Origin of the sequence: Cupriavidus gilardii, from assembly GCF_008801915.1 — a bacterium.
GTDB classification, from domain to species: Bacteria; Pseudomonadota; Gammaproteobacteria; order Burkholderiales; family Burkholderiaceae; genus Cupriavidus; species Cupriavidus gilardii.
On sequence record NZ_VZOV01000005.1, the window covers coordinates 46,697 to 69,169 of the forward strand.

19 protein-coding genes are annotated in these 22,473 nt (G+C 67.3%); 16 read left to right on the plus strand and 3 right to left on the minus strand.

The window, feature by feature from the left end:
- Nucleotides 1-96 precede the first annotated feature (96 nt).
- Nucleotides 97-783: a type IV toxin-antitoxin system AbiEi family antitoxin domain-containing protein gene (locus tag F7Q96_RS08810; RefSeq protein ID WP_211923504.1), complete on the plus strand. Its 687-nt coding sequence runs from the start codon at nt 97-99 to the stop codon at nt 781-783.
- 76 nt (nt 784-859) lie between these two features.
- Here F7Q96_RS08810 and F7Q96_RS08815 read toward each other — a convergent pair whose 3' ends face one another.
- Nucleotides 860-1,864: a LysR substrate-binding domain-containing protein gene (locus F7Q96_RS08815; protein ID WP_053823753.1), complete on the minus strand. Its 1,005-nt coding sequence runs from the start codon at nt 1,862-1,864 to the stop codon at nt 860-862.
- 155 nt (nt 1,865-2,019) lie between these two features.
- Here F7Q96_RS08815 and F7Q96_RS08820 point away from each other — a divergent pair, with 155 nt between their 5' ends.
- From F7Q96_RS08820 to F7Q96_RS08840, 5 genes are all read left to right on the plus strand, one after another.
- Nucleotides 2,020-3,054, plus strand: coding sequence for a tripartite tricarboxylate transporter substrate binding protein (locus F7Q96_RS08820; RefSeq protein WP_053823754.1), 1,035 nt, complete (start codon nt 2,020-2,022; stop codon nt 3,052-3,054).
- A gap of 63 nt (nt 3,055-3,117) precedes the next feature.
- Nucleotides 3,118-4,641: a UxaA family hydrolase gene (locus F7Q96_RS08825; RefSeq protein WP_053824592.1), complete on the plus strand. Its 1,524-nt coding sequence runs from the start codon at nt 3,118-3,120 to the stop codon at nt 4,639-4,641.
- Nucleotides 4,642-4,675: 34 nt separating this feature from the next.
- Nucleotides 4,676-6,151: an NAD-dependent succinate-semialdehyde dehydrogenase gene (locus F7Q96_RS08830; protein WP_053823755.1), complete on the plus strand. Its 1,476-nt coding sequence runs from the start codon at nt 4,676-4,678 to the stop codon at nt 6,149-6,151.
- Nucleotides 6,152-6,234: 83 nt separating this feature from the next.
- A complete protein-coding gene (gene hpaI / locus F7Q96_RS08835) occupies nt 6,235-7,038 on the plus strand; it encodes a 4-hydroxy-2-oxoheptanedioate aldolase (RefSeq protein WP_053823756.1) in 804 nt (267 codons plus the stop codon).
- A gap of 25 nt (nt 7,039-7,063) precedes the next feature.
- Nucleotides 7,064-8,515 (plus strand): FAD-binding oxidoreductase, encoded by a 1,452-nt coding sequence (locus F7Q96_RS08840; RefSeq protein ID WP_053823757.1) that lies wholly within the window; start codon nt 7,064-7,066, stop codon nt 8,513-8,515.
- A gap of 77 nt (nt 8,516-8,592) precedes the next feature.
- Here the strand turns inward: F7Q96_RS08840 and F7Q96_RS08845 are convergent, their stop codons facing one another.
- Nucleotides 8,593-9,330, minus strand: coding sequence for a type 1 glutamine amidotransferase domain-containing protein (locus F7Q96_RS08845; protein WP_053823758.1), 738 nt, complete (start codon nt 9,328-9,330; stop codon nt 8,593-8,595).
- 131 nt (nt 9,331-9,461) lie between these two features.
- Between F7Q96_RS08845 and F7Q96_RS08850 the strand changes: the two genes are divergently transcribed.
- The 9 genes from F7Q96_RS08850 to F7Q96_RS08890 all read left to right on the plus strand — a co-directional run bounded on the left by F7Q96_RS08850 (nt 9,462) and on the right by F7Q96_RS08890 (nt 19,985).
- Nucleotides 9,462-10,004, plus strand: coding sequence for a hypothetical protein (locus F7Q96_RS08850; RefSeq protein WP_082371864.1), 543 nt, complete (start codon nt 9,462-9,464; stop codon nt 10,002-10,004).
- Between the two features lie 319 nt (nt 10,005-10,323).
- Nucleotides 10,324-11,349 carry a MurR/RpiR family transcriptional regulator gene (locus tag F7Q96_RS08855; RefSeq protein WP_082371722.1) on the plus strand — a complete coding sequence of 342 codons (1,026 nt, stop codon included), beginning with the start codon at nt 10,324-10,326 and terminating at the stop codon, nt 11,347-11,349.
- Nucleotides 11,350-11,398: 49 nt separating this feature from the next.
- Nucleotides 11,399-12,403, plus strand: a complete 1,005-nt coding sequence (locus F7Q96_RS08860) for an isoaspartyl peptidase/L-asparaginase family protein (protein WP_053823759.1) — start codon at nt 11,399-11,401, stop codon at nt 12,401-12,403.
- Nucleotides 12,404-12,434: 31 nt separating this feature from the next.
- Nucleotides 12,435-14,345, plus strand: coding sequence for a dipeptide ABC transporter ATP-binding protein (locus F7Q96_RS08865; protein WP_053824594.1), 1,911 nt, complete (start codon nt 12,435-12,437; stop codon nt 14,343-14,345).
- A gap of 114 nt (nt 14,346-14,459) precedes the next feature.
- Nucleotides 14,460-16,016 carry a glutathione ABC transporter substrate-binding protein GsiB gene (gsiB, locus tag F7Q96_RS08870; RefSeq protein WP_053823760.1) on the plus strand — a complete coding sequence of 519 codons (1,557 nt, stop codon included), beginning with the start codon at nt 14,460-14,462 and terminating at the stop codon, nt 16,014-16,016.
- Nucleotides 16,017-16,184: 168 nt separating this feature from the next.
- Nucleotides 16,185-17,105, plus strand: a complete 921-nt coding sequence (gene gsiC / locus F7Q96_RS08875; RefSeq protein WP_053823761.1) for a glutathione ABC transporter permease GsiC — start codon at nt 16,185-16,187, stop codon at nt 17,103-17,105.
- An 8-nt stretch (nt 17,106-17,113) separates the two neighbouring features.
- Entirely contained in the window at nt 17,114-18,037 is a 924-nt protein-coding gene (gene gsiD, locus F7Q96_RS08880; protein ID WP_053823762.1) for a glutathione ABC transporter permease GsiD, read from the plus strand.
- Between the two features lie 15 nt (nt 18,038-18,052).
- Nucleotides 18,053-19,114 carry a DmpA family aminopeptidase gene (locus tag F7Q96_RS08885; RefSeq protein ID WP_053823763.1) on the plus strand — a complete coding sequence of 354 codons (1,062 nt, stop codon included), beginning with the start codon at nt 18,053-18,055 and terminating at the stop codon, nt 19,112-19,114.
- 40 nt (nt 19,115-19,154) lie between these two features.
- Nucleotides 19,155-19,985 carry a M55 family metallopeptidase gene (locus tag F7Q96_RS08890; protein WP_053823764.1) on the plus strand — a complete coding sequence of 277 codons (831 nt, stop codon included), beginning with the start codon at nt 19,155-19,157 and terminating at the stop codon, nt 19,983-19,985.
- A gap of 194 nt (nt 19,986-20,179) precedes the next feature.
- Here the strand turns inward: F7Q96_RS08890 and F7Q96_RS08895 are convergent, their stop codons facing one another.
- Nucleotides 20,180-21,784 (minus strand): alkaline phosphatase D family protein, encoded by a 1,605-nt coding sequence (locus F7Q96_RS08895; RefSeq protein ID WP_053823765.1) that lies wholly within the window; start codon nt 21,782-21,784, stop codon nt 20,180-20,182.
- A 168-nt stretch (nt 21,785-21,952) separates the two neighbouring features.
- Between F7Q96_RS08895 and F7Q96_RS08900 the strand changes: the two genes are divergently transcribed.
- Nucleotides 21,953-22,390 carry a PRC-barrel domain-containing protein gene (locus tag F7Q96_RS08900; protein ID WP_053824595.1) on the plus strand — a complete coding sequence of 146 codons (438 nt, stop codon included), beginning with the start codon at nt 21,953-21,955 and terminating at the stop codon, nt 22,388-22,390.
- Nucleotides 22,391-22,473 lie beyond the last annotated feature (83 nt).

A 22,473-nucleotide genomic window follows, 5' to 3' on the forward strand; every position in this document is an offset into this window, starting at 1 on the left:
CCTGACTCTTTGCGGTGACTCGCGATACACAGAAACCTTCGTTGTCCACTGACGTGAGGCCTGTCCCGGCCCAACGCTGTCACTCGAAGGAAAACCATGTCACTACCACCGCAAAGCCGTTACCATATGTCGGCATTTATGCCATTTTTGCCGACATTTGATAACAACATGGCAACTCGCCATCTGACCCATCGCGAACGCGCGCTGTGCGTTGCCCGAGATCGCGGCATCGCGCGGGCGCGTGACTTCAAGGCCGCGGGCATCCCGCTCGTATACCTGAAGCGCCTGACCGACTCTGGCGAGCTCGTCCGTCTGGGTCGCGGCCTTTACCAGGACGCACGGTATGTGGGGGAGAGTGCCGCTCACAATCTGGCGGAAGCCGCCCGTTTGGTGCCGAACGGCGTGATCAGCCTTGTCAGCGCCCTCCGTTACCACGGGCTGACTACCCAGCTGCCCCACGCCGTTTGGATGACCATCCCTCACAAGGCCAGGGCGCCGAAGAGCGAGGGCATCAAACTCGAGCTCGTTCGAGCGACCGGAGAGGTTCTGACCGCAGGGGTCGAACATGTCCGGATAGAGGGCGTGGCCGTGCCGATATACGGAGTCGCCAAGACGATTGCCGACTGCTTCAAGCATCGGCGCCAAGTCGGTGAAGATGTTGCCATCGAAGCGCTACGCAATGCGTTGGAGCAACGGAAGACCACGGCCGGCGAGCTGATGAAATATGCGGCTCTGAATCGGGTGGCCGAGCGTATGGGGCCCTACATCAAGGCGATGCTATGAAGGATCGCATCGTCCCAAGATCCGCTCTCCCGGGCGCTGGGATCCGGATAGCGCGGCGTGGCAATGAACGCACCACTCAGGGCGCCCGCGTTCTGGTTTTTCTGGTCTTTGCGGTCCGCCGTGCCGGCTTCCCGACCGTTTCCATCTCCGCTGCCGCCAACCGGAGGCAATCGACCAAATGCGCCGCGCTCGCGCCCAGACCGGCCTCGCCCGATGCCCGCAGCGTGATGATGCCGACCGGCGGCAATTCGATCGGCACGGCGATCTTCACGATGTCGAGCCTGCCTTCGCTGGCGAATTGCCTTGCCACCGAGCGTGCCAGGAAGCCGACCGCGTCGCGCTGCGTAACGAAGGTCGAGACCGCGAGATAGGATGAGGTCTCGATCCGGTCCGATGGCGGCTCCAGGCCCTGCGCGAGGAACGCCTGCTCCAGCTTGACGCGCAGCGAGGCCCACGGTGGCGGCATCACGCACGGCAGCTTCGCCAGGTCCGCCCAGCCGGCCCTGGGATTGCCGGCGAGGGGATGTCCAGGCCGGACCACGGCCACCATTGGTTCGTTGTATAGCGCCTCGGTCGCAAGGTCAGGCGCCGCATAGCCCGGCTCGAGACGGCCCACGATCAGGTCGAGCTCGGAAAGGCGCAGCTTCGGCAGCAGGTGCGTCAGATCGCCTTCCTCGATCAGCACGGTGGCCTGCGCGGAGCGCGCCTTCAGCCGGGCGGTGGCGCGTGCCAGCAGCACCGGCAGCGCGGCGCCCATTGCGCCGACGCGCACGCGGCCGGCCGCGCCCGTGTCGACAGCCTCGATCTCCTCGCGCGTGCGATCGTATTGCGCCAGCACGCGGCGCGAGAAGCGGATCAGCGCTTCGCCGGCCGCGGTCGGTTCGGTGCCGCGGGTCGAGCGGGAGAACAGTACCAGGCCGAGCATCTTCTCGACCTCGGTCAGCGTCTTGGACACCGCGGGTTGGCTGATCGACAGGAATTCGGCGGTCTTGCCGAGATGGCGGAACTCGTCGAGCGCCACCAGCAACTGCAGATGGCGTAGCTTGATATTGGAGCGCAGCGCGCGGTCGATATGGGGCATGGCGCGCAGTCTACCTCGCGGCCTACTTAACGGGAAGGTTATCAAGCAATGACGATATTGGATTGGATCGTTATGTCATGACCGGACACAATGCCGCCCATGGCGTTGCCTCGATGCACGCCGGCCACCACCGATAACACAGTGCGAGGACGACAATGAACCACGGTTCCCCCACCAATCCCGCGCGCCGCCGCCTGATCCTCGGCGCCAGCGCCGGTGTTGCCACGGCCGCCGCTGCGGCGGCCACCGGTACCGCCGGCATGCTGCTGGCCCGGAGCGCCAGCGCCGCAACCTATCCCGATCGCCCGATCACCTTCATCTGCCCGTGGCCGGTCGGCGGCACCGCCGACCAGTCGATGCGTGCGCTGTGCCAGGTCGCCTCCGGCATCCTGAAGCAGTCGATCGTGGTCGAAAACCGCGCCGGCGCCTCGGGCATGATCGGCACCCGCGCACTGGCGCGGGCCAAGCCCGATGGCTACACGATCGGCCAGATCCCGATCTCGGTCACGCGCTTCTCGCAGCTCGGCATGCTGGAGATCGACCCGCGCACGGAGCTGACCTATCTGGCACGTACCTCGGGCCAGACCTTCGGCATCGCGGTACCGGCCGGCTCGTCCTACAAGACGCTGCAGGATGTCGTCGCCGCGGCCAAGGCCAATCCGGGCAAGCTGACCTATGCCCACGCCGGCATCGGCGGTGCAACCCATGTCGGCATGGAGCAGTTCGCGCTGGCCGCCGGCGTGCGCTTCAACGCGATCGCCTACAAGGGCGGCTCGGCGGCGCTGCAGGACGTGCTCGGCGGTCAGGTCGACCTGCTGGCCGATTCCAGCTCGTGGGCGCCGCATGTCGAATCCGGCAAGCTGCGCCTGCTGGCGACCTGGGGCGAGCAGCGGACGCCGCGCTTCAAGGACACGCCGACGCTGCGCGAGCTCGGCTACGACGTCGTGGTGGAAGCGCCCAACGGCATCGGCGCACCGAAGGGGCTGGACCCGGCGATCGAGAAGCAGCTGCGCGACGCCTTCCGGGCCGCGGTGGCCAGCAAGGAATTCAGACAGGTCGCCGCGCGCATCGACGCGCCCGTCATGTATCTGGACGGGCCCGACTACAAGAAGTACGTGGCGGCGGTCTACGAGCAGGAAACCCAGCTGATCCAGCGCCTGAAGCTGAAGGAAATGCTGCAGCAGAGCTGATCTGCAGCGCAGATTCCCAGTGCAGACCGCCATCGCCCTCGCCAACCACAGGAATTGTTCGACGTGAACGTCAATGCCGTCATCCGCCTGCACGCCAACGACAACGTGCTGATCGCCCGCCAGGACCTGGCGCTGGGACAGCCGCTGCCCGAGCTTGGCGTGCGGGCGCGGGCCCAGGTGCCGGCCGGCCACAAGATCGCCGCGTGCGCGATCACGAAGGGCGAGCCGGTGCGCAAGTACGACACCGTGATCGGCGTGGCCGATCGCGATATCGCGCCGGGGGAGCACGTGCATTCGCACAACCTGAAGCTGGTCGACTTCTATCGCGATCCCGCCTTCTGCAGCGATGTGCGGCCGATCGACTATGTGCCCGAGGCCGAACGCGCGGCCTTCCAGGGCTTCGTGCGCGCGGACGGCCGCGTTGGCACGCGCAACTTCATCGGCATCCTGTCGTCGGTCAATTGTTCGGCCACGGTGATCCGGCATATCGCCGACCATTTCACGCGGGAGCGGCTGGCGGCCTATCCGAACGTCGATGGCGTGGTGGCGTTCGCTCATGGCACCGGTTGCGGCATGTCGTCGCCGAGCGAGCATTTCGATCTGCTGCGCCGCACGCTGGCCGGCTATGCGCGCCATCCGAATCTGGCCGGCGTGCTGATCGTGGGCCTCGGCTGCGAACGCAATCAGGTCGCGTCGCTGGTCGAGTCGCAGCAGCTGGAGCCCGGCAACCATCTGCATACGATGGTGATGCAGGACACCGGCGGCACGCGCGAGACCATCGCCGCCGGCATCCGGGCGATCGAATCGATGCTGCCGGCCGCAAATGCCGCGAGACGTCAGCGGGTTCCCGCCAGTCATCTGAAGATCGGCCTCGAATGCGGCGGCTCGGACGGGTTCTCCGGCATCACCGCCAATCCCGCATTGGGCGCCGCGATGGATATCCTGGTACGCCACGGCGGCACCGCGATCCTGTCTGAAACGCCCGAGATCCACGGCGTCGAATACATGCTGACGCGACGCGCGGTCACGCCCGAGGTCGGCCAGAAGCTGCTCGACCGGCTGGCCTGGTGGGAGCGCTATACCGCCGGCCACAACGCGCAGTTCAACGGCGTGGTCGGCCACGGCAACCAGCAGGGCGGCCTTGCCAATATCTTCGAGAAATCGCTCGGCTCGGCAATGAAGGGCGGCACCACGCCGCTGCAGGCCGTGTACCAGTATGCCGAGCCGATCGACAAGGCCGGCTTCGTCTTCATGGATTCGCCCGGCTATGACCCGGTCGCGGTGACCGGCCAGATCGCCAGCGGCGCCAACCTGATCTGCTTCACCACCGGCCGCGGCTCGATGTTCGGCTCCAAGCCCGCGCCGACGATCAAGCTGGCGTCCAATACGCCGATGTACCGGCGCCTCGCCGACGACATGGATATCAACTGCGGCGTCATCGTCGACGGCGAACTGACCGTCGCCGAAATGGGGCAGCGCATCTTCGAACATATCCTGCGCGTCGCCTCCGGCGAGAAGACCCGCAGCGAGCTGCTCGGCCTCGGCGACAACGAGTTCGTGCCTTGGCATATGGGCATCGTCAGCTGACCCGCCGCATCCTTTCCAGGACCACCATCGCATCATGTCCCTGCAGCTTTCCCATGCCGCGCTGCTGCGCGGCCAGAACCTGATCGGCGCCCACTGGCAGTCAGCGGCGGCCGGCGGCCGCCTCGATGTCACCAATCCCGCGAACGGAGCGACGTTGACGCAGGTCGCGGACAGCGGGGCCGACGATGCGCGCCGCGCCGCCGATGCCGCGCACCAGGCCTTCGCGGACTGGAGCCGCCGCCCGGCGAAGGAACGCGCGCAGCTGCTGCAGCGCTGGCACGCGCTGATCCTCGAGCACCAGGAAGACCTGGCCCGCATCATCTCGGCGGAGCAGGGCAAGCCGATGCACGAGAGCCGCGGCGAGGTACAGTACGGCGCCTCGTATGTCGAATGGTTCGCGGCCGAGGCGGTCCGGATCTGCGGCGACATCGTGGCCGAGGCCGTGCCGGGCCGCAAGCTGCTGGTGCTGAAGGAACCGGTCGGCGTGGTCGCGGCGATCACGCCGTGGAACTTCCCGCTGGCGATGATCGCGCGCAAGATCGCGCCGGCATTGGCGGCAGGCTGCACCGTGGTCGCCAAGCCGGCCGAGGACACGCCGCTGACCGCGCTGGCGCTGGTCTACCTGGCCGAGCTCGCCGGCGTGCCGCCGGGCGTGCTGAACATCGTCACCGCATCGCGGGAACGCACGCCCGAGGTGGTCGACGTCTGGCTCGCCGACAGCCGCGTGCGCAAGATCACCTTCACCGGCTCGACGCCGGTCGGCAAACACCTGGCGCGCGAGTCCGCCGCGACGCTGAAGAAGCTGTCGCTGGAGCTCGGCGGCAACGCGCCGTTCCTCGTGTTCGAGGACGCCGACCTCGATGCCGCGGTCGAAGGGCTGATGGCTTCGAAGTTCCGCAATGGCGGCCAGACGTGCGTCTGTCCCAATCGCATCTACGTGCACGAGGCCGTTCACGACGATTTCGTCGAGCGGCTGACGCGGCGCGTCGGAGCGCTGAAGGTCGGGCCGGCCAGCGAGGCGGGCTCGCAGATCGGCCCGATGATCAATGCGCGCGCGGTCGACAAGATCGCCCGACACGTCGAAGATGCGGTGGCAAAGGGCGCGCGCGTCGTCACGGGCGGCAAGCGCGTGCGTACCGAGGACGGTCCGCATTACTACGCGCCCACCGTGCTGACCGGCGCCACGCCGCAAATGGCATTGTCTTGCGAGGAGACCTTTGGTCCGGTCGCGCCGATCTTCCGTTTCGCCAGCGAGAACGAGGTGATCGGCCACGCCAACGACACGCCGTTCGGCCTCGCGGCCTACTTCTATTCGAACGATGTGCGCCGCATCTGGCGCGTCGCGCAGGCGCTGGAGACCGGCATCGTCGGCATCAACGAAGGCGCCATCGCGGCCGAGGCGGCGCCGTTTGGCGGCGTCAAGGAATCCGGCTATGGCCGCGAGGGCTCGCGCCACGGACTGGACGATTACCTGCATTTGAAGTATTTGTGCCAGGGCCAGCTGGACTGAGCCCAGCCCTGCAAGACAGTACCATGCCGCACCAGGCCAGTCCCCAGGTCCATCGAACCCGCATCGCTCTGACAGGATCCGTCATGCCCGCATCCAATCCCTTCAAGACCGCATTGGCCGCCCGCCGGCCGCAAATCGGCCTGTGGCTGTCGATGGCCGAGCCGTATCTGGCCGAGGTCGCGGCCACGGCCGGCTTCGACTGGCTGCTGATCGACGGCGAGCACGCCCCCAACGATGTGCGCAGCATCCTGGCCCAGCTGCAGGCGGTCTCCGCCTATCGGAGCGCGCCGGTGGTGCGCGCGGTGGCGGGCGACGTCCCGCTGATCAAGCAGCTGCTCGATATCGGCGCGACCACGCTGTTGGTGCCGATGGTCGATACCGCCGAGCAGGCGCGCATGCTGGTCAGCGCCACGCGCTATCCGCCGCAAGGCATCCGCGGGGTCGGCAGCGCCGTGGCGCGCGCCTCGCGCTGGAGCGGCCGGACCGACTATCTCGATGTCGCCGACGACGAGGTGTGCCTGCTGGTGCAGGCAGAGACCGTGACCGCGCTGGCGAATCTGCAGGAGATCTGCGCGGTCGACGGCATCGACGGCGTCTTTATCGGACCGGCAGATCTGGCGGCGTCGATGGGACATCGCGGCAATCCCGGCCACCCGGAGGTGCAGGCCGCGATCGAGAACGCGATGCGCACGATCGTCGCCAGCGGCAAGGCGGCCGGCACGCTGACGTCCGATGCCGGACTGGCGCGGCGCTATCTGGAGCTGGGCTGCACCTTCGTCGCCACCGGCGTCGACGTGCTGCTGTTCGCCAAGGCCGCGCGCCAGCTGGCCGCGTCTTTCCGCGAGAACGGCGCCGTCCCCGCACAACAGTCCTCCGCTGCCTACTGAACGCTTTTTCCGGTTTCTCCGCACCATGTCCCTGGATAGTTCCACCCGCGACGCCACGCTGCGCGCCTTGCAAGCCATCGTCGGCGACAACGCCTGCCTCGTTGCCGATGCCGATACCGAGCGCTATGTCACCGACTACCGGCGCATCAGCCGCGGCAAGGCCAGCGTGGTGGTGCTGCCGTCGAGCACCGAGCAGGTCGCCGCGGTGATGGCGTGGTGCCATTCGCACGACGTGCCCGTGGTGCCGCAGGGCGGCAATACCTCGCTGATGGGCGGTGCGGTGCCGGACACGCGCGGCGATGCCGTGGTGCTGAACCTGAGCCGCATGAACCAGGTGCTGGCGATCGACACGATCAACGACACGCTGACCGTGCAGGCCGGCGTGACGCTGGCCGCCGCACGCGCCGCGGCGGAAGAAGCCGGACGCCTGTTTCCGCTGCGCATCGGCTCCGAAGGCTCGTGCCAGATCGGGGGCAATCTGTCGACCAATGCCGGCGGCACCGCGGTGCTGCGCTACGGCAATATGCGGGACCTGGTGCTCGGCATCGAGGCGGTGCTGCCCGACGGGCGCATCTACTCGTCGCTGCGCGGCCTGCGCAAGGACAACACCGGCTACGACCTGAAGCACCTGTTCATCGGCGCCGAAGGAACGCTGGGCATCATCACCGCCGCGGTGCTCAAGCTGATGCCGCAACCGCGCGCGAGCGCGGTAGCCTTCGTCGCGGTGGCGTCGCCGGACGCGGCCGTGCGCCTGCTGGGCGAAGCCAAGCGGCTGTCGGGCGGCGCCGTCACGGCGTTCGAGCTGATCTCGGGCCCGGCGCTCGACCTGGTGCTCGACTATCTGGGCAACGTCGCTTCGCCGCTGGCGCAGCGGCACGACTGGATGGTGCTGATCGAGCTCAGTTCCGGCGCGGATCCCGCCAGCCTCGAAGCGACGCTGCTCGAAATCCTTGAAAGCGGCTACGAACAGCAACTGGTGCACGACGCCGCGATCGCCGCCAGCGTCGCCGACGCGCAGACCTTCTGGCGCATCCGGGAGGAAATCTCCGATGCGCAGACACGTACCGGCGGCAGCATCAAGTGCGATGTGTCGGTGCCGCTGTCGCGCATCGCGGGCTTCGTCGACGAGGCCTCGCGCCGCGTGCTGGAGCTGGTGCCCGATGCCCGCATGGTGATCTACGGCCATATGGGCGACGGCAACGTCCACTTCAATCCGCTGCGGCCGAAGGACGCCGATGCCAAGGGCTTCCTCGCGCAGTGGTACAAGCCGGTATCCGATCTGGTCGATGGCCTCGCCCACGGCGAAGGCGGCTCGATTTCGGCCGAACACGGCATCGGCGCCGTCAAGCGCGACGATCTGCGGCGCTACAAGTCGCAGGTCGAGCTCGAGCTGATGTGGCAGGTCAAGCGGGCGCTGGATCCGAAGAACCTGATGAATCCGGGCCGGGTGTTGCCTGCGATGGGGGAGGGCGGCTGACCGTTCGGGCCGCCGCCCGGGCAGTCACTCGGCAATTCAAGCCGGCACGTTCGGGCCGGCACGCTCAGGCCGGCACGTCAGGCCGGCTCGGCCGCCGGCTCCGACAACCGCAACGTGCGCAGCACGGCCTTGGCGACGCCATACGCACTGCCGGGGTTCTGTCCGGTAATCAGGCGCCCGTCCTCGACCACATAGGGCGCAAACGGCAGCATCGCCTTGCTGTATTGCGCGCCGCGCTTGCCCAGCTCCTGCTCGAGCCCGAACGGCACGGCGAAGTCGCGCTTGGCCATGATCTCCTCGTTCCACGAGAAGCCGGTCACGCGCTTGCCCTGCACAAGCAGCTCGCCATTGCCGAGCCTGACGTCCAGCAGGCCGGCCGGCCCGTGGCACACCGCCGCCACCACGCGGCCCTGCTCGTACATCGCCGCGATCAGCCGCGCCAGCGGCTCGCAGCCCGGGAAGTCGAACATCACCCCATGCCCGCCGGTCAGGTAGATGGCATCGAACTCGCCCGGATCGACCGCCGCCACGTTGGCCGTGTCGTTCAGCAGGTCCATGAAGATCCGGTCCTCATAGCGTTTGAAAACACTGCTGCGCATGCCGGCACTTCGTGCAAGTTCCGACAGCATCAGGCTCTCGGGATCGATCGGGATCTTGCCGCCCGACGGCGACGCCAGCTGCAGCGTATGGCCGGCTTCCTCGGCCACATCCCAGAAGTGCGTCAGTTCGCTGAGCCACAGGCCGGTACGAAAGCCCACTTTTTGGTACTGGTCGACGTTGGTTGCGACCACCAGGATTCGGCGTTGCGCTGGCATGGGTGCCTCCTGCTTTTTCGGGGAAGTTCGAAAGTTGCAAGAAGCGTTCCGCATGGCAAGCGATACGGTAGCGCTTGTCCGAGAATCGCCGCTTTGTGCCTCGTTCAAGGGGCGACTGCAAGGACCAGCTCGTGGCACGACCTTACTTCCCGCCTGCAGCGGTCGAGGGCGAGATCATCGATTTTGCACACCTGGAGCCGTTCAATTTGGAAGTTGAAAGCGGCCTCGCCAAGAAGACGCTTCGCATGCGCGTCACCTTTTCGAATCATTGCTTCACGAAAAGGTGCCTGGATGCGGCGCCCGACTTCAAACAACCCATCTTCGACGGCAACACGCACCGGCCACGTGTCTTTTGCCCGGTGCGCTATCGTCTGTCTCGGAAGCTTCCCAGCGTGATTCTTGGGCTAAATCATCCGAAGGCAAAAGTCTGGCAAACATCGTCACGGCGTAACTGGGCGTACTCGATGACCGTCCAAGACCCCAAAGGTCCATATCATGTCTTCTTTGAGGTCCGTCGAGCCTTGGGCGAGCGGAGGCGGTCCCAGGACCTGAATCTGATCGTGGAGAGTGCCTACCACCAGACCGAACGGGCGCCAGTCTTCCTTGGTTCCATAGGCTTTGTCTTGCTGTGTGGAAAGGTGTATCTGGGTCACCCGGTGGCCACCAAAAGATAAGCCGACAATAAAAAAGGCGCCACTGGGGCGCCTTTCTGTACAGCAGATCCGGACACCACTTTCGACTCGCCTTGCGCGGGTACGGCTTTCGCCGCTGGGAAGCGCTCGATCTCATCCGGTCAGTCGCTTCGATCCAGGCAATCTAAACGAGTTGGACAGCACAGTCAATGACAGCAGGGAGCGAAGCCGCCGAATAGATACGGGTAAACCCTTGCTCTCGTAAACTCTATTTTCATGGCACAGCTATTGCGTGTAAATTTGTTTACATCGATAGCAGTTCGCCGGATGCACCAATTTGCGTCCGGTCCACCGCAGAGCCATGACCGTTTCCCGTTCGGACCCGGCTGCCAGGCCGGCCGATTCCGTGCCAGACCCGGCGCCCGAGACCACCGTCTCCCAGCGCATTGCGAAGGTATTCCCGTCGCTGACGCCGGCGCACCAGCGCATGGCGGACTACGTGCTGGCCAACCCGTTCCGCGCGGCGACGATGCGGATCGACGAGTTTGCGCAGGCGGTGCAGGTGTCGGTGGCGACGGCAAACCGCTTCGCGCATGCGCTGGGCTTCGACGGGTACCCGCAATTTCGCGCCGAACTGGTGCGCGGGTTCGAGGCCACGCTGGCGCCGGTGGAGAAGCTGCGCACCGAACTGGAGCGCCCGGCGACGATCACCGAGATCATCGCTGCCTCGCTGGAAGAGAACGAGCGCAACCTGCAGGCCACGCGCCGCGCGCTCGATGCCGATGCGTGCGAACGCGCGGTGACGGCAATTCTCGAGGCCGAGCATGTCTATGTGCTCGGCTTCGGCGCGAGCGGCTATCTGGCCGGGCTGCTGCAGCATGGGCTCGACATGTACTGCCGCACGGTAATCACGGTCGCGGGCGTCGGCGGCGCGTCGACCGCGGCGCGGCAGCTGTTCAAGCTGACCAGCCGCGACCTGGTGATTCCGATCGCCTTTCCCCGCTATGTCTATGACAGCGTCGCGCTGACCGAGCGGGCCCGGGCCCACGGCGCACGCATTCTGGCGCTGACCGACGGCCCGACCTCGCCGCTGGCGCCGTTTGCCGATATCGCGCTGTATGTCAGCGCCGGCCGGCAGTTGTCGGCCAACTCCGACGCGGCGGTGCTGGCGATGATCGAGGCGCTGTGCGGTGCGGTCGCGCACCGCGCCACCGGTTCGGTCAAGGCCGCCGCCGACATGACCGAATTCGTGCTGCCCTGGCTGCATCAGACTCACGCGCGCGGCGACTCCGGCCGCACCGCCGCGGCCGGCGACACGCAGTCCCGGCCCCGTCCGGGGTCCGGCAAGGCGCCACGGCGCCGGCGTCCGGACACCGGCACCGAATAACGCTCCCAAGCCTTCCCGAGTTGCCTGCCGCGCAGGCCGACCAAGCAATATGAACGTAGACCGATCGACCTCCAAGCCCACACCCGTGATCGCCATCCATGGCGGGGCCGGCACCATTACCCGCGCCGCGATGGACGCGGACAAGGAAGCGCAGTACATCGCCGCGCTCGAACAGGCCTTGCGCGCCGGCCAGCGCCTGCTGGCCGATGGCGCCAGCGCCGTCGATGCGGTGACCGAAGCGGTGCGGCTGCTCGAGGACTCCCCGCTGTTCAATGCCGGCAAGGGCGCCGTGCTGACCAACGCGGGCACCTATGAGCTCGACGCCGCGGTGATGGACGGCGCCACGCGCGACGCGGGCGCGGTCGCCTGTGTCAAGCGGCTGCGCAATCCGGTGCTGGCGGCGCGCGCCGTGATGGAACGCAGCGAGCATGTGCTGTTCGCCGCCGATGGCGCGGAGGCGTTCGCGCAGGCACAGGGCCTGCCGCTGGTCGAAGCGGACTACTACTACACGCCGGAGCGCCACGCGCAATGGCAACGCGCCCGCGCGGGCAACGGCATGGCCCTGCTGGATCACGATGCCGCCGCGCTCGCCGCACGGGCCAGCGCCGACGAGGCGGGCGGCGAGCCCCTCGATCCGGGTACCAAGTTCGGCACTGTCGGCGCGGTCGCGCTCGACAGCCAGGGCAGGCTTGCCGCGGCCACGTCCACCGGCGGCATCACCAACAAGCAGCTCGGCCGCGTCGGCGATACGCCGGTGATCGGCGCCGGCTGCTATGCCGACGAACTGGTGGCGGTGTCCACCACCGGTACCGGCGAGATGTTCATCCGCGCGGTGGCTGCTTACGACATCTCGGCGCGGATGCGCTATGCCGGCAGCTCGCTGGAAGCGGCAACGCATGCCGTGGTGATGCAGAGCCTGCCGGCGATCCAGGGCCGGGGCGGGCTGGTGGCGATCGACGCGGCCGGCAATGTCGCGCTGCCGTTCAATACCGAAGGCATGTACCGCGGCCATGCGCGCGTCGGCGAGCCGATCCACGTGGCGATCTACCGCTGACCCCATGCCCGCAGGTTTCGAGGAACACTCCATGGCCACATCGACTTCCGTGTCTACCGCATCCAGCCTGCTGCTGCCGCAGCAGCGCGTCGTCTCCGTCAACGACCTGACGGTGCGCTTTGCCACGTCCGAACGCACCGTCGAAGCCGTGCGCGGCCTGTCCTTCCATATCGACCGCGGCGAGACGCTGGCCGTGGTCGGCGAGTCGGGTTCCGGCAAATCGGTGACCTCGCTGGCGCTGATGCGCCTGGTCGAACATGGCGGCGGACGCCTTGCCAGCGGCAGCATGATGCTGCGCCGGCGCGGCGGCGACGTGCTCGATCTCGCCAAGGCCGATGGCGGCACGATGCGCGGCATTCGCGGCGCCGATATCGCGATGATCTTCCAGGAGCCGATGACCTCGCTGAACCCGGTGTTCCCGGTCGGCGAGCAGATCGCGGAATCGATCCGGCTGCATCAGAACAAGAGCGGCGCGGCGGCCCGCGCCGAGGCGTTGCGGATGCTGGAGCTGGTGCGCATTCCCGAGGCGCGCCGCGTGCTGGACCGCTATCCGCATCAGCTGTCCGGCGGCATGCGCCAGCGCGTGATGATCGCGATGGCGCTGTCGTGCCGGCCGGCGCTGCTGATCGCCGACGAGCCCACCACCGCGTTGGACGTCACCATCCAGGCCGAGATCCTGCAGCTGATCCGCAACCTGCAGGCGGAAATGCAGATGGGCGTGCTGTTCATCACCCACGACATGGGCGTCGTGGCCGAAATGGCGGACCGCGTGCTGGTGATGTATCGCGGCGAGAAGGTCGAGGAGGGGGACGCGCCGACCGTGTTCGCGCGGCCCGCGCATCCCTACACGCGCGCACTGCTGTCCGCGGTGCCCAAGCTCGGCGCAATGGCTGGCACCGACCTGCCGGCCAAGTTTCCGCTGGTGCGTGTCGAAGGCGGTGAGGGGCAGGCGAGCGCCGATGGCCGCAGCGATACGCCGGCCGCGGCGACGCGTCCCGATGCCTCGGCCCAGCCGATCCTGCGCGTGCGCGACCTGGTGACCCGCTTCGACGTGCCGGGCGGCCTGTTCGGACGGCCGACGCGCCGCGTGCACGCGGTCGAGCGCGTCAGCTTCGATCTGTATCCCGGCGAGACGCTGGCACTGGTCGGCGAGTCGGGTTGCGGCAAATCGACGACGGGCCGCTCGCTGCTGCGTCTGGTCGAGAGCCAGAGCGGCACCATCGAGTTCGCCGGGCAGAACATCGGCGAACTGTCCGGGCCCGCGCTGCAAAGCCTGCGCCGCAATATCCAGTTCATTTTCCAGGACCCGTTCGCCTCGCTCGATCCGCGTGTGCCGGTCGGCTATTCGATCATGGAGCCGCTGCTGGTGCACAAGGTCGCCAGCGGCAAGGAGGCCGAGCAGCGCGTGGCCTGGCTGCTGGACAAGGTCGGCCTGTCGCCGGCCCATGCCGCGCGCTACCCACACGAATTCTCGGGCGGCCAGCGCCAGCGCATCTGCATCGCGCGCGCGCTGGCGCTGAACCCGAAGGTGGTGATCGCCGACGAGTCGGTGTCGGCGCTGGACGTCTCGATCCAGGCGCAGATCGTCAATCTGATGCTGGACCTGCAGCGCGAGATGGGCATCGCCTTCCTGTTCATCTCGCACGATATGGCGGTGGTCGAGCGCATCAGCCATCGGGTCGCGGTGATGTATCTGGGCCAGATCGTCGAGATCGGCCCGCGCCGCGCGATCTTCGAGAACCCGCAGCATCCCTATACGAAGAAGCTGATGTCCGCGGTGCCGGTGGCCGACCCGGCGCGCCGCCATCTGCGGCGGGAGCCGCGGATCGAGGAGCTGCCGAGCCCGATCCGCGCGATCGGCGACGAGCCGGTGGTACAGCCGCTGGTCGCCGTCGCGCCGGACCACTTCGTCGCCCGGCACGCGGTCGGCGGCGCCTATTGATCGCGCGGCTGAACGCGCCGACTGAGTGCACCTGTTGAGTCAACCCGGGCGGCAAGGCCACCAAGAGCCGGTCCAGCCCGATCACCCTGCCAGTCTTACCAAGGAGAATCGACAATGATCCCAGCCAGTTTGTCCCGACGTGGCGCGGCGCGCCTGTTTGCCGGCGGTCTGCTGATGGCCGCGTTCGCGGCCGGACCGGCCTTCGCCGCCAAGGATGCGGTGATGGCCGTGGCCTCGACCTTCACCACGCTCGATCCCTACGATTCGAACGACACGCTGTCGCAGGCGGTATCGAAGACCTTCTACCAGGGCCTGTTCGGCCTGGACAAGGACATGAAGCTCGTCAACGTGCTGGCCGACAGCTATGACGTCAGCAAGGATGGACTGGTCTACACGATCAAGGTCAAGAAGGGCGTCAAGTTCCACGACGGCACCAGCTTCGACGCCACCGCGGTCAAGGCCAACCTGGACCGCGTCACGGACCCGGCCAACAAGCTCAAGCGCTACACACTGTTCAACCGCGTCGCGCGCACCGACGTGGTCGACCCGACGACGGTCAAGATCACGCTGAAGGAGCCGTTCTCGCCGTTCATCAACGTGCTGGCGCACCCGTCGGCGGTGATGATCTCGCCGACCGCGTTGAAGAAATACGGCAAGGACATCGCCTTCCATCCGGTCGGCACCGGTCCCTTCGAATTCGTCGAGTGGAAGCAGCCCGATCACCTGCGCGGCAAGAAGTTCGCCGGCTACTGGAAGAGCGGTCTGCCGAAGATCGACACCATCACCTGGAAGCCGGTGGTCGACAACAACAGCCGCTCGGCAATCATGCAGACCGGCGAGGCCGACTTCGCGTTCAGCATTCCGTTCGAGCAGGCCGCGGTGCTCAAGGCCAGCCCGAAGGTCGACCTGATCGCCGCGCCGTCGATCATCCAGCGCTATCTGTCGCTCAATACGATGGTCAAGCCGTTCAACGACCCCAAGGTGCGCCAGGCGATCAACTACGCGATCAACAAGCAGGCGCTGGCCAAGGTGGCGTTCGCCGGCTATGCGGTGCCGGCCGAGGGCGTGGTGCCGCCGGGCGTCGACTTCGCGGAGAAGCTGGGTCCGTGGCCGTACGATCCGGCCAAGGCGCGTGCGCTGCTGAAGGAGGCCGGCTATCCGAACGGCTTCGAAACCACGCTGTGGTCCGCCTATAACCACACCACCGCGCAGAAGGTGATCCAGTTCGTGCAGCAGCAGCTGCAGCAGGTCGGCATCAAGGCCTCGGTGCAGGCGCTCGAGGCCGGCCAGCGCGTCGAGAAGGTCGAGAGCGTGCCCAAGCCGGAAGACGCCGGCGTGCGCATCTACTACGTCGGCTGGTCGTCGTCGACCGGCGAGTCCGACTGGGCGCTGCGTCCGCTGCTGGCATCCGAATCGATGCCGCCGAAGCTGCTGAACACGGCGTACTACAAGAACGAGCAGGTCGATGCCGATATCGCCGGCGCGCTGCGCACCACCGACCGCAACGAGAAGGCGCGGCTGTACAAGGACGCGCAGCAGCGCATCTGGAAGGACGCGCCGTGGGCCTTCCTGGTGACCGAGCAGGTGCTGTATGCCCGCAGCAAGCGGCTGAGCGGCGCCTACGTGATGCCCGACGGCTCGTTCGAGTTCGAGAACATCGATATCAAGTAAGCGTCGCGCCCGCGGTCGTCAGCGTTCCGTCGAGGTGTACGTCGTCCCCGCGCAGGCGGGGACCCAGCGGCTTGCAACATGCAGGGGTGCATTGAAGCCGCTGGGCCCCCGCTTTCGCGCAGGGCGACAGGATGGAAGCCGGCGAAAAGCCGCGGGTCTGGAGTCGTCATGTTGAATTACTTTCTGAAGCGCGTGCTGGGCGTGGTGCCGACGATGCTGATCGTCGCGGTGCTGGTCTTCCTGTTCGTGCATCTGCTGCCCGGCGATCCGGCGCGGCTTGCCGCCGGGCCCGAGGCCGATGCCGCGACCGTCGAACTGGTGCGCAAGGATCTGGGCCTCGACAAGCCGCTGTACGAGCAGTTCGTCACCTTCTTCGGCAATGCGTTGCAAGGGGAATTCGGCACCTCGCTGCGCACCAAGCGTCCGGTCAGCGAGGAGATCGGCGACCGCTTCTTCCCGACGCTGTGGCTGACCGTCGCCTCGATGCTGTGGGCCGTGGTGTTCGGCATGCTGATCGGCATCGGCTCCGCGGTCTGGCGCAATCGCTGGCCCGACCGCATCGGCATGACGCTGGCGGTGTCGGGCATCTCGTTCCCGGCCTTCGCGCTCGGCATGCTGCTGATGGAGATCTTCTCGGTCCAGCTCGGCTGGCTGCCGTCGATCGGGGCCGAAAGCTGGAAGCACTACATCCTGCCGTCGCTGACGCTTGGCGCGGCGGTGGCCGCGGTGATGGCGCGCTTCACGCGGGCCTCGTTCGTCGAGGTGCTGCAGGAAGACTACGTGCGCACGGCACGCGCCAAGGGCGTGCGCGAGTCGCTGGTGGTCGCCAAGCACTGCCTGCGCAACGCGATGATCCCGGTCGTCACGATGATGGGGCTGCAATTCGGCTTTCTGCTGGGCGGCTCGATCGTCGTCGAGAAGGTGTTCAACTGGCCCGGTCTCGGCCGGCTGCTGGTCGACGCCGTCGAGATGCGGGACTACCCGGTGATCCAGGCCGAGGTGCTGCTGTTCTCGCTGGAATTCATCCTGATCAATCTGGTGGTGGATCTGCTGTACACGGTGATCAATCCCACCATCCGCTACAAGTGAGGCCGTCCATGACCGAGCTATTGACCGTGGCCAACGAGGCCGCCTCGGCGGGCGTGAAGGGCGCGGCGGCGCAGGCCGAGCCCGTCCGCACGCCGTGGAGCGAGTTCTGGCGCAAGTTCCGCCGCCAGCATCTGGCGCTGGCCGCCGGCGTGTTCGTGATCCTGCTGGTGATCGTCGCCGTGCTGTCGCCGCAGCTGGTGCCCTACGATCCCGAGAACTACTTCGACTATGACGCGCTGAACGCCGGGCCGTCGGCGGCGCACTGGTTCGGCGTCGATTCGCTGGGCCGGGACATCTTCAGCCGCATCCTGGCCGGCACGCGGATCTCGCTGGCGGCGGGCTTTTTCTCCGTGATCGTCGGCGCCATCGTCGGCACGCTGCTGGGCTTGCTGGCCGGCTACTACGAGGGCTGGTGGGACCGGATCGTGATGCGGATCTCCGACGTGCTGTTCGCATTCCCGGGCATCCTGCTGGCGATCGGCATCGTCGCGATCCTGGGCAACGGCATGGTCAACGTGATCGTCGCGGTGGCGATCTTCAGCATCCCGGCGTTCGCGCGGCTGGTGCGCGGCAACACGCTGATGCTCAAGCGCCTGACCTATATCGAGGCCGCGCGCAGCATCGGCGCGTCCGACTGGACCATCCTGATGCGGCATATCCTGCCGGGCACGATCTCGTCGATCGTCGTCTATTTCTCGATGCGGATCGGTACCTCGATCATCACCGCGGCCAGTCTGTCCTTCCTCGGCCTGGGCGCGCAGCCGCCGACGCCCGAGTGGGGCGCAATGCTGAACGAAGCCCGCGCCGACATGGTCACCGCTCCGCATGTGGCGATCTTCCCCAGCCTGGCGATCTTCCTGACGGTGCTTGCGTTCAACCTGCTCGGCGACGGGCTGCGCGACGCGCTGGACCCGAAGATCGATCGCCGCTGACGGAGGACCTTCGCGATGCCGCACGAATCGTCCGCGGCGCCAGGCGCGCCGCCGCATATCGGCGAACTGCCGGCCGGCGCGCGCAATGCGATCACCGATGTGCCGGGCGTGCGCGTCGGCCATTGCACGCTGGCCGACGGCGCGGTGCAGACCGGCGTCACCGTGCTGTTGCCGAACGCCGGCGATCCGTATCTGGACAAGGTGCCGGCCGCGGCCGCGGTACTCAACGGCTTCGGCAAGAGCATCGGCCTGGTCCAGGTCGACGAACTGGGCGTGCTGGAGACGCCGATCGCGCTGACCAATACCTTTGCTGTCGGCGCGGTGGCGCAGGCGCAGATCCGGCAGGCGATCGCCGCGCACGCCGAGATCGGCCGCGCCTGGCCCACCGTCAATCCGCTCGTGTTCGAATGCAATGACGGCTATCTGAACGACATCCAGGCGATGGCCGTCGGCGAAACGCACTATCTGCAGGCCTGCGCCGCGGCCGGCGTCGAGGTGGCGCAGGGCGCGGTCGGGGCCGGGCGCGGCATGTCGGCGTTCGGCGTCAAGGGCGGCATCGGCACGGCGTCGCGTATTGCGGGGGCTTATCGCGTGGGCGCGCTGGTGCTGGCCAACTACGGCACGCCTGCAATGCTGACGGTGGCCGGCAACCGAATCGGTCCGGCATTGGTGCAACGGCTTGCCGCACTCGCGGCGGCCGACGCCGGGCCGGAGAAGGGCTCGATCATCATGATCGTCGCCACCGATGCGCCGCTCGATTCCCGCCAGCTGGGACGGCTGGCGCGGCGGGCGGGGGCCGGGCTGGCACGCACCGGCTCGGTCTACGGCCATGGCTCCGGCGATATCGCGCTGGCCTTCAGCACCGCCTACACCGTGCCGCACGACGCCGCCGCGCCGATGCCCGCCGTCGCGATGGTCCACGAGACCGCGCTGGATCCGCTGTTCCATGCCGCGGCCGACAGCGTCGAGCAGGCCATCGTGCATGCGCTGTGGCATGCCGAGACCGTCAGCGGCCGCGATGGCCATTGCCGCCGCGGCCTGCTGGCGCTGATGCCGGAACTGAATACTGCCGACTGAACCGCGTGCGCCGACCATGCGTTGGGCACGCGCCAATCCCATGAAGATCCTGATTTCCACCGATATCGAGGGCGTCGCCGGCGTCTTCCATCCCGAGCAGACGCGTCCGGGCAATGGCGAGTACGAGCGCGCGCGCGCCTGGATGACGCGCGAGGCCGACGCCGCGGCGCGCGGCGCCTTCGCTGCCGGGGCCGAGGCCGTCTGGGTCAACGACTCGCACGGCGGCTTCCGCAACCTGCTGCCGGACCTGCTGGACCCGCGCGTGCGGCTCGTGCTCGGCAAGCCGCGTTACGCCGGCATGATGAGCGGCATCGAGCAGGGCTGCGACGGCGTGCTGATGATCGGCTATCACGGTCGCGCGCAAGGGCGCGGCATCCTGGCGCATACGATCAACAGCGGTGCGTTTGCCGGCGTCAGCCTCAACGGCATCGAACTCGGCGAAGCGGGACTATATGCCGCGCTCGCCGGCGAGGCCGGTGTGCCGGTGCTGATGGCGAGCGGCGACGATGTGTTCGTCGAGGAGACGTCGGCGCTGATGCCGTGGGTTCGCTTTGTCGCCACCAAACGTGCGCAGGGGCAGGGCAGTGGAGAGTCGATGACGCCGGCCGCCGCCTGCGAGGCGATCGGCGCGGCGGCGCAAGCCGCGGTGCGCGCGCTGCGGACCGAGCCGGCGGCGGTTCGGCCGTTCACCATCGCGGGCCCGGTGAACTGCCGATTGCGGACGCTGACGCCCGCGCATGCCGACCTGTTCTGCCAATGGCCCACGCTGCAGCGGCTCGACGGCGTCACGCTGAGCTTCGATGCGGCCAGCGTGACCGACGCCGTGCGCATGCTCAATTGCCTGTCGGCGATGTCGTTCATGCTGCGTTAGCGGCGAACCGCCGTATACGCGTATCGCAAGCGTCGGTCTTCTCTCCCTCTCCCGCAAGCGGGAGGGGGAGGGAGAGGGCAATCAACGGTCGTTATGCGGCCAACGCTTGAAAAAACACCTCTCTCTTCCCATGAGCGAGACGGAGAACACCGCCGGCAACAATCAGTGTCGGCGGTCCGCCAGCGCCCGCAGCCTCAAGCCACCGGCAACGTCTTGCTGAAGACGCTGACCCCGTCCAGATCGCGCAGATCCACCGTCAGGGCCTTCGTCGACGGATCGATATTGACCTCGCCGAAGAACTGAAAGCCCGAGTAGGGGGACAGGTTGGCCTGGCCGGCAGGCGGCGCCTTCTGGAACACCAGTTGCGGGCCGAAGGTGGCGTCGAGCTGATTTGGCCCGAAGGTGCCGGCGTTCAGCGGCCCGGCGACGAATTCCCAGAACGGCGAGAAGTCGGTGAACTGGGCCTTCGACGGGTCGTAGTAGTGCGCGGCGCAATAATGCACGTCGGCCGTCAGCCAGACCACATTGGGCACGCCCTTGATCGCGCGCAGCAGTCGCGCCGTTTCCAGCTCGCGGCCCAGCGCGGCGCCGTCGTTGCCATTGGCGATCGCCTCCCAGCGGGCGTTGCCGGCCGCGTCCTTGCCGTCCGGCACCCACAGGCCGATCGGCATGTCGGCGGCGATGATCTTCCAGGTGGCCTGCGACTGCTTCACACCATTGACCAGCCACTCGATCTGCTCGTTGCCGAGGAACACCGTGTCGCCGTTCTCGGTGGTCTGCAGGTTGGCCGTATTGCCGCCGCGATACGTGCGCATGTCCAGCACGAACACGTCGAGCAGCGGGCCGTACGAGACCTTGCGATAGAGCGTCTGCTCCGCCGCGGTGCTGCCGATCCGCATCGGCGCATATTCGCGGAATGCCTGCGTGGCGCGGGCGACCAGCGTGGCGATGTTCTTCTCGGTGTAGCGCGCGTCCGCGCTCAGATCCTTGGTCGGCGACCAGTTGTTGGTGACCTCGTGGTCGTCCCATTGCCAGATCTGCGGCACCTCGGCCGAGAAGCGCCGCACGTTCTCGTCCATCAGGTTGTAGCGATAGCGGCCGCGGTATTCGTCCAGCGTCTCGGCGACCTTGGCGACCTCGGGCGTCACCAGGTTCTTCCAGATCCGGCCGTTTTCCGCGGTGGTTTCCGCCAGGATCGGGCCGTCGGCGTAGATGGTGTCGCCGCTGTGCAGGAAGAAGTCCGGCTCGCGGCGGCGCATCGCTTCGAAGATCCTCATGCCGCCGAATTCGGTGTTGATGCCCCAGCCCTGGCCGGCGACGTCGCCGCCCCAGACGAAGCGCACCGGGCGGTTGGCGTCGGTACGCGGAACCGTGCGGAACTGGCCCGGCACGGCGACGCCGGTCGCGCGCGGATTGTCGATGCTGTCATAGGCGACGCGCAGGAAGATCGATTCGCCGGCCGGCAGGCCGGTCAGTTCCACGCGGCCGGTGAAATCGGAGGCGGCGCTGACCGTCGGGCCCAGCACCTTGCGCGGATTGCGGAAGCTGTCGGTGGTGTCGTACTCCACGCGCAGTTGCGCGGGCCGGTCGGCGCGCGCCCAGACCACCGCGCGTCCGCCGCCCACATCGCCGATCTGGATGCCGTACGGCAGCCTGGGCCGCTCGCTGTCGGGCACGATGACCGCCGGCGCCTCGGGCGAGTCGTCGGAGCCGCAGGCGGTCAGGCCAAGGCTGGTGCCGAGGCCGAGCGCGCCGGTGTGGATCAGGAAACGTCGACGGGGGTAGGGGGATCGGGTCATGTCCTGCCTCTTGCCTTTCGGGTGTGGGGAAGGGAAAGGCAGGACCTTAGCCGGCGATTGCGAAAGAATGATGAAAGCCGGCGCCCCGTCGTGACAGGCGGATCAAGGCGGGATGGCATGGTCGTTGCGAAACACCGGTTTCCGCTTACCACCATCAAGGAGACGGCGATGAATCCCTCGCAACCCGGCACGAATCAGGGCGGTGCCAGCATCGTAGGATCGGGCGTCGGCGAAGGCCCCGGCCCGGAAGTGATGGCGGCATCCAGCCTCGAGGACACCAATGTCTATTCGTCCGACGGCGAGCATGTCGGCGAGATCAGCGAAATCATGCTCGATGTGCCGCGCGGCCGCATTGCCTATGCCGTGCTGAAAACCGGCGGCTTTCTGGGCATCGGCGACACGCTGCACGCGATCCCGTGGAATGCGCTGGTCATGGATACCGACCAGAAATGCTTCCGCCTCGGCATCACGGCCGATCGGATCAAATCGGCGCCCGGCTTCAACAAGGACCAATGGCCGCGCATGGCGGACCCGCAGTGGGGTACGCAGCTGCACCAGTACTACGAGCGCGAGCCGTACTGGCTGTCCGGCGGCGGCACGCTGTGAGTCAGGCGGCGCGCACCGCGTGCGGTCGATGCCACCGATGCGGGCGCGTCGTTCTTACAGCGGCATGTAATTACGCAATGGCC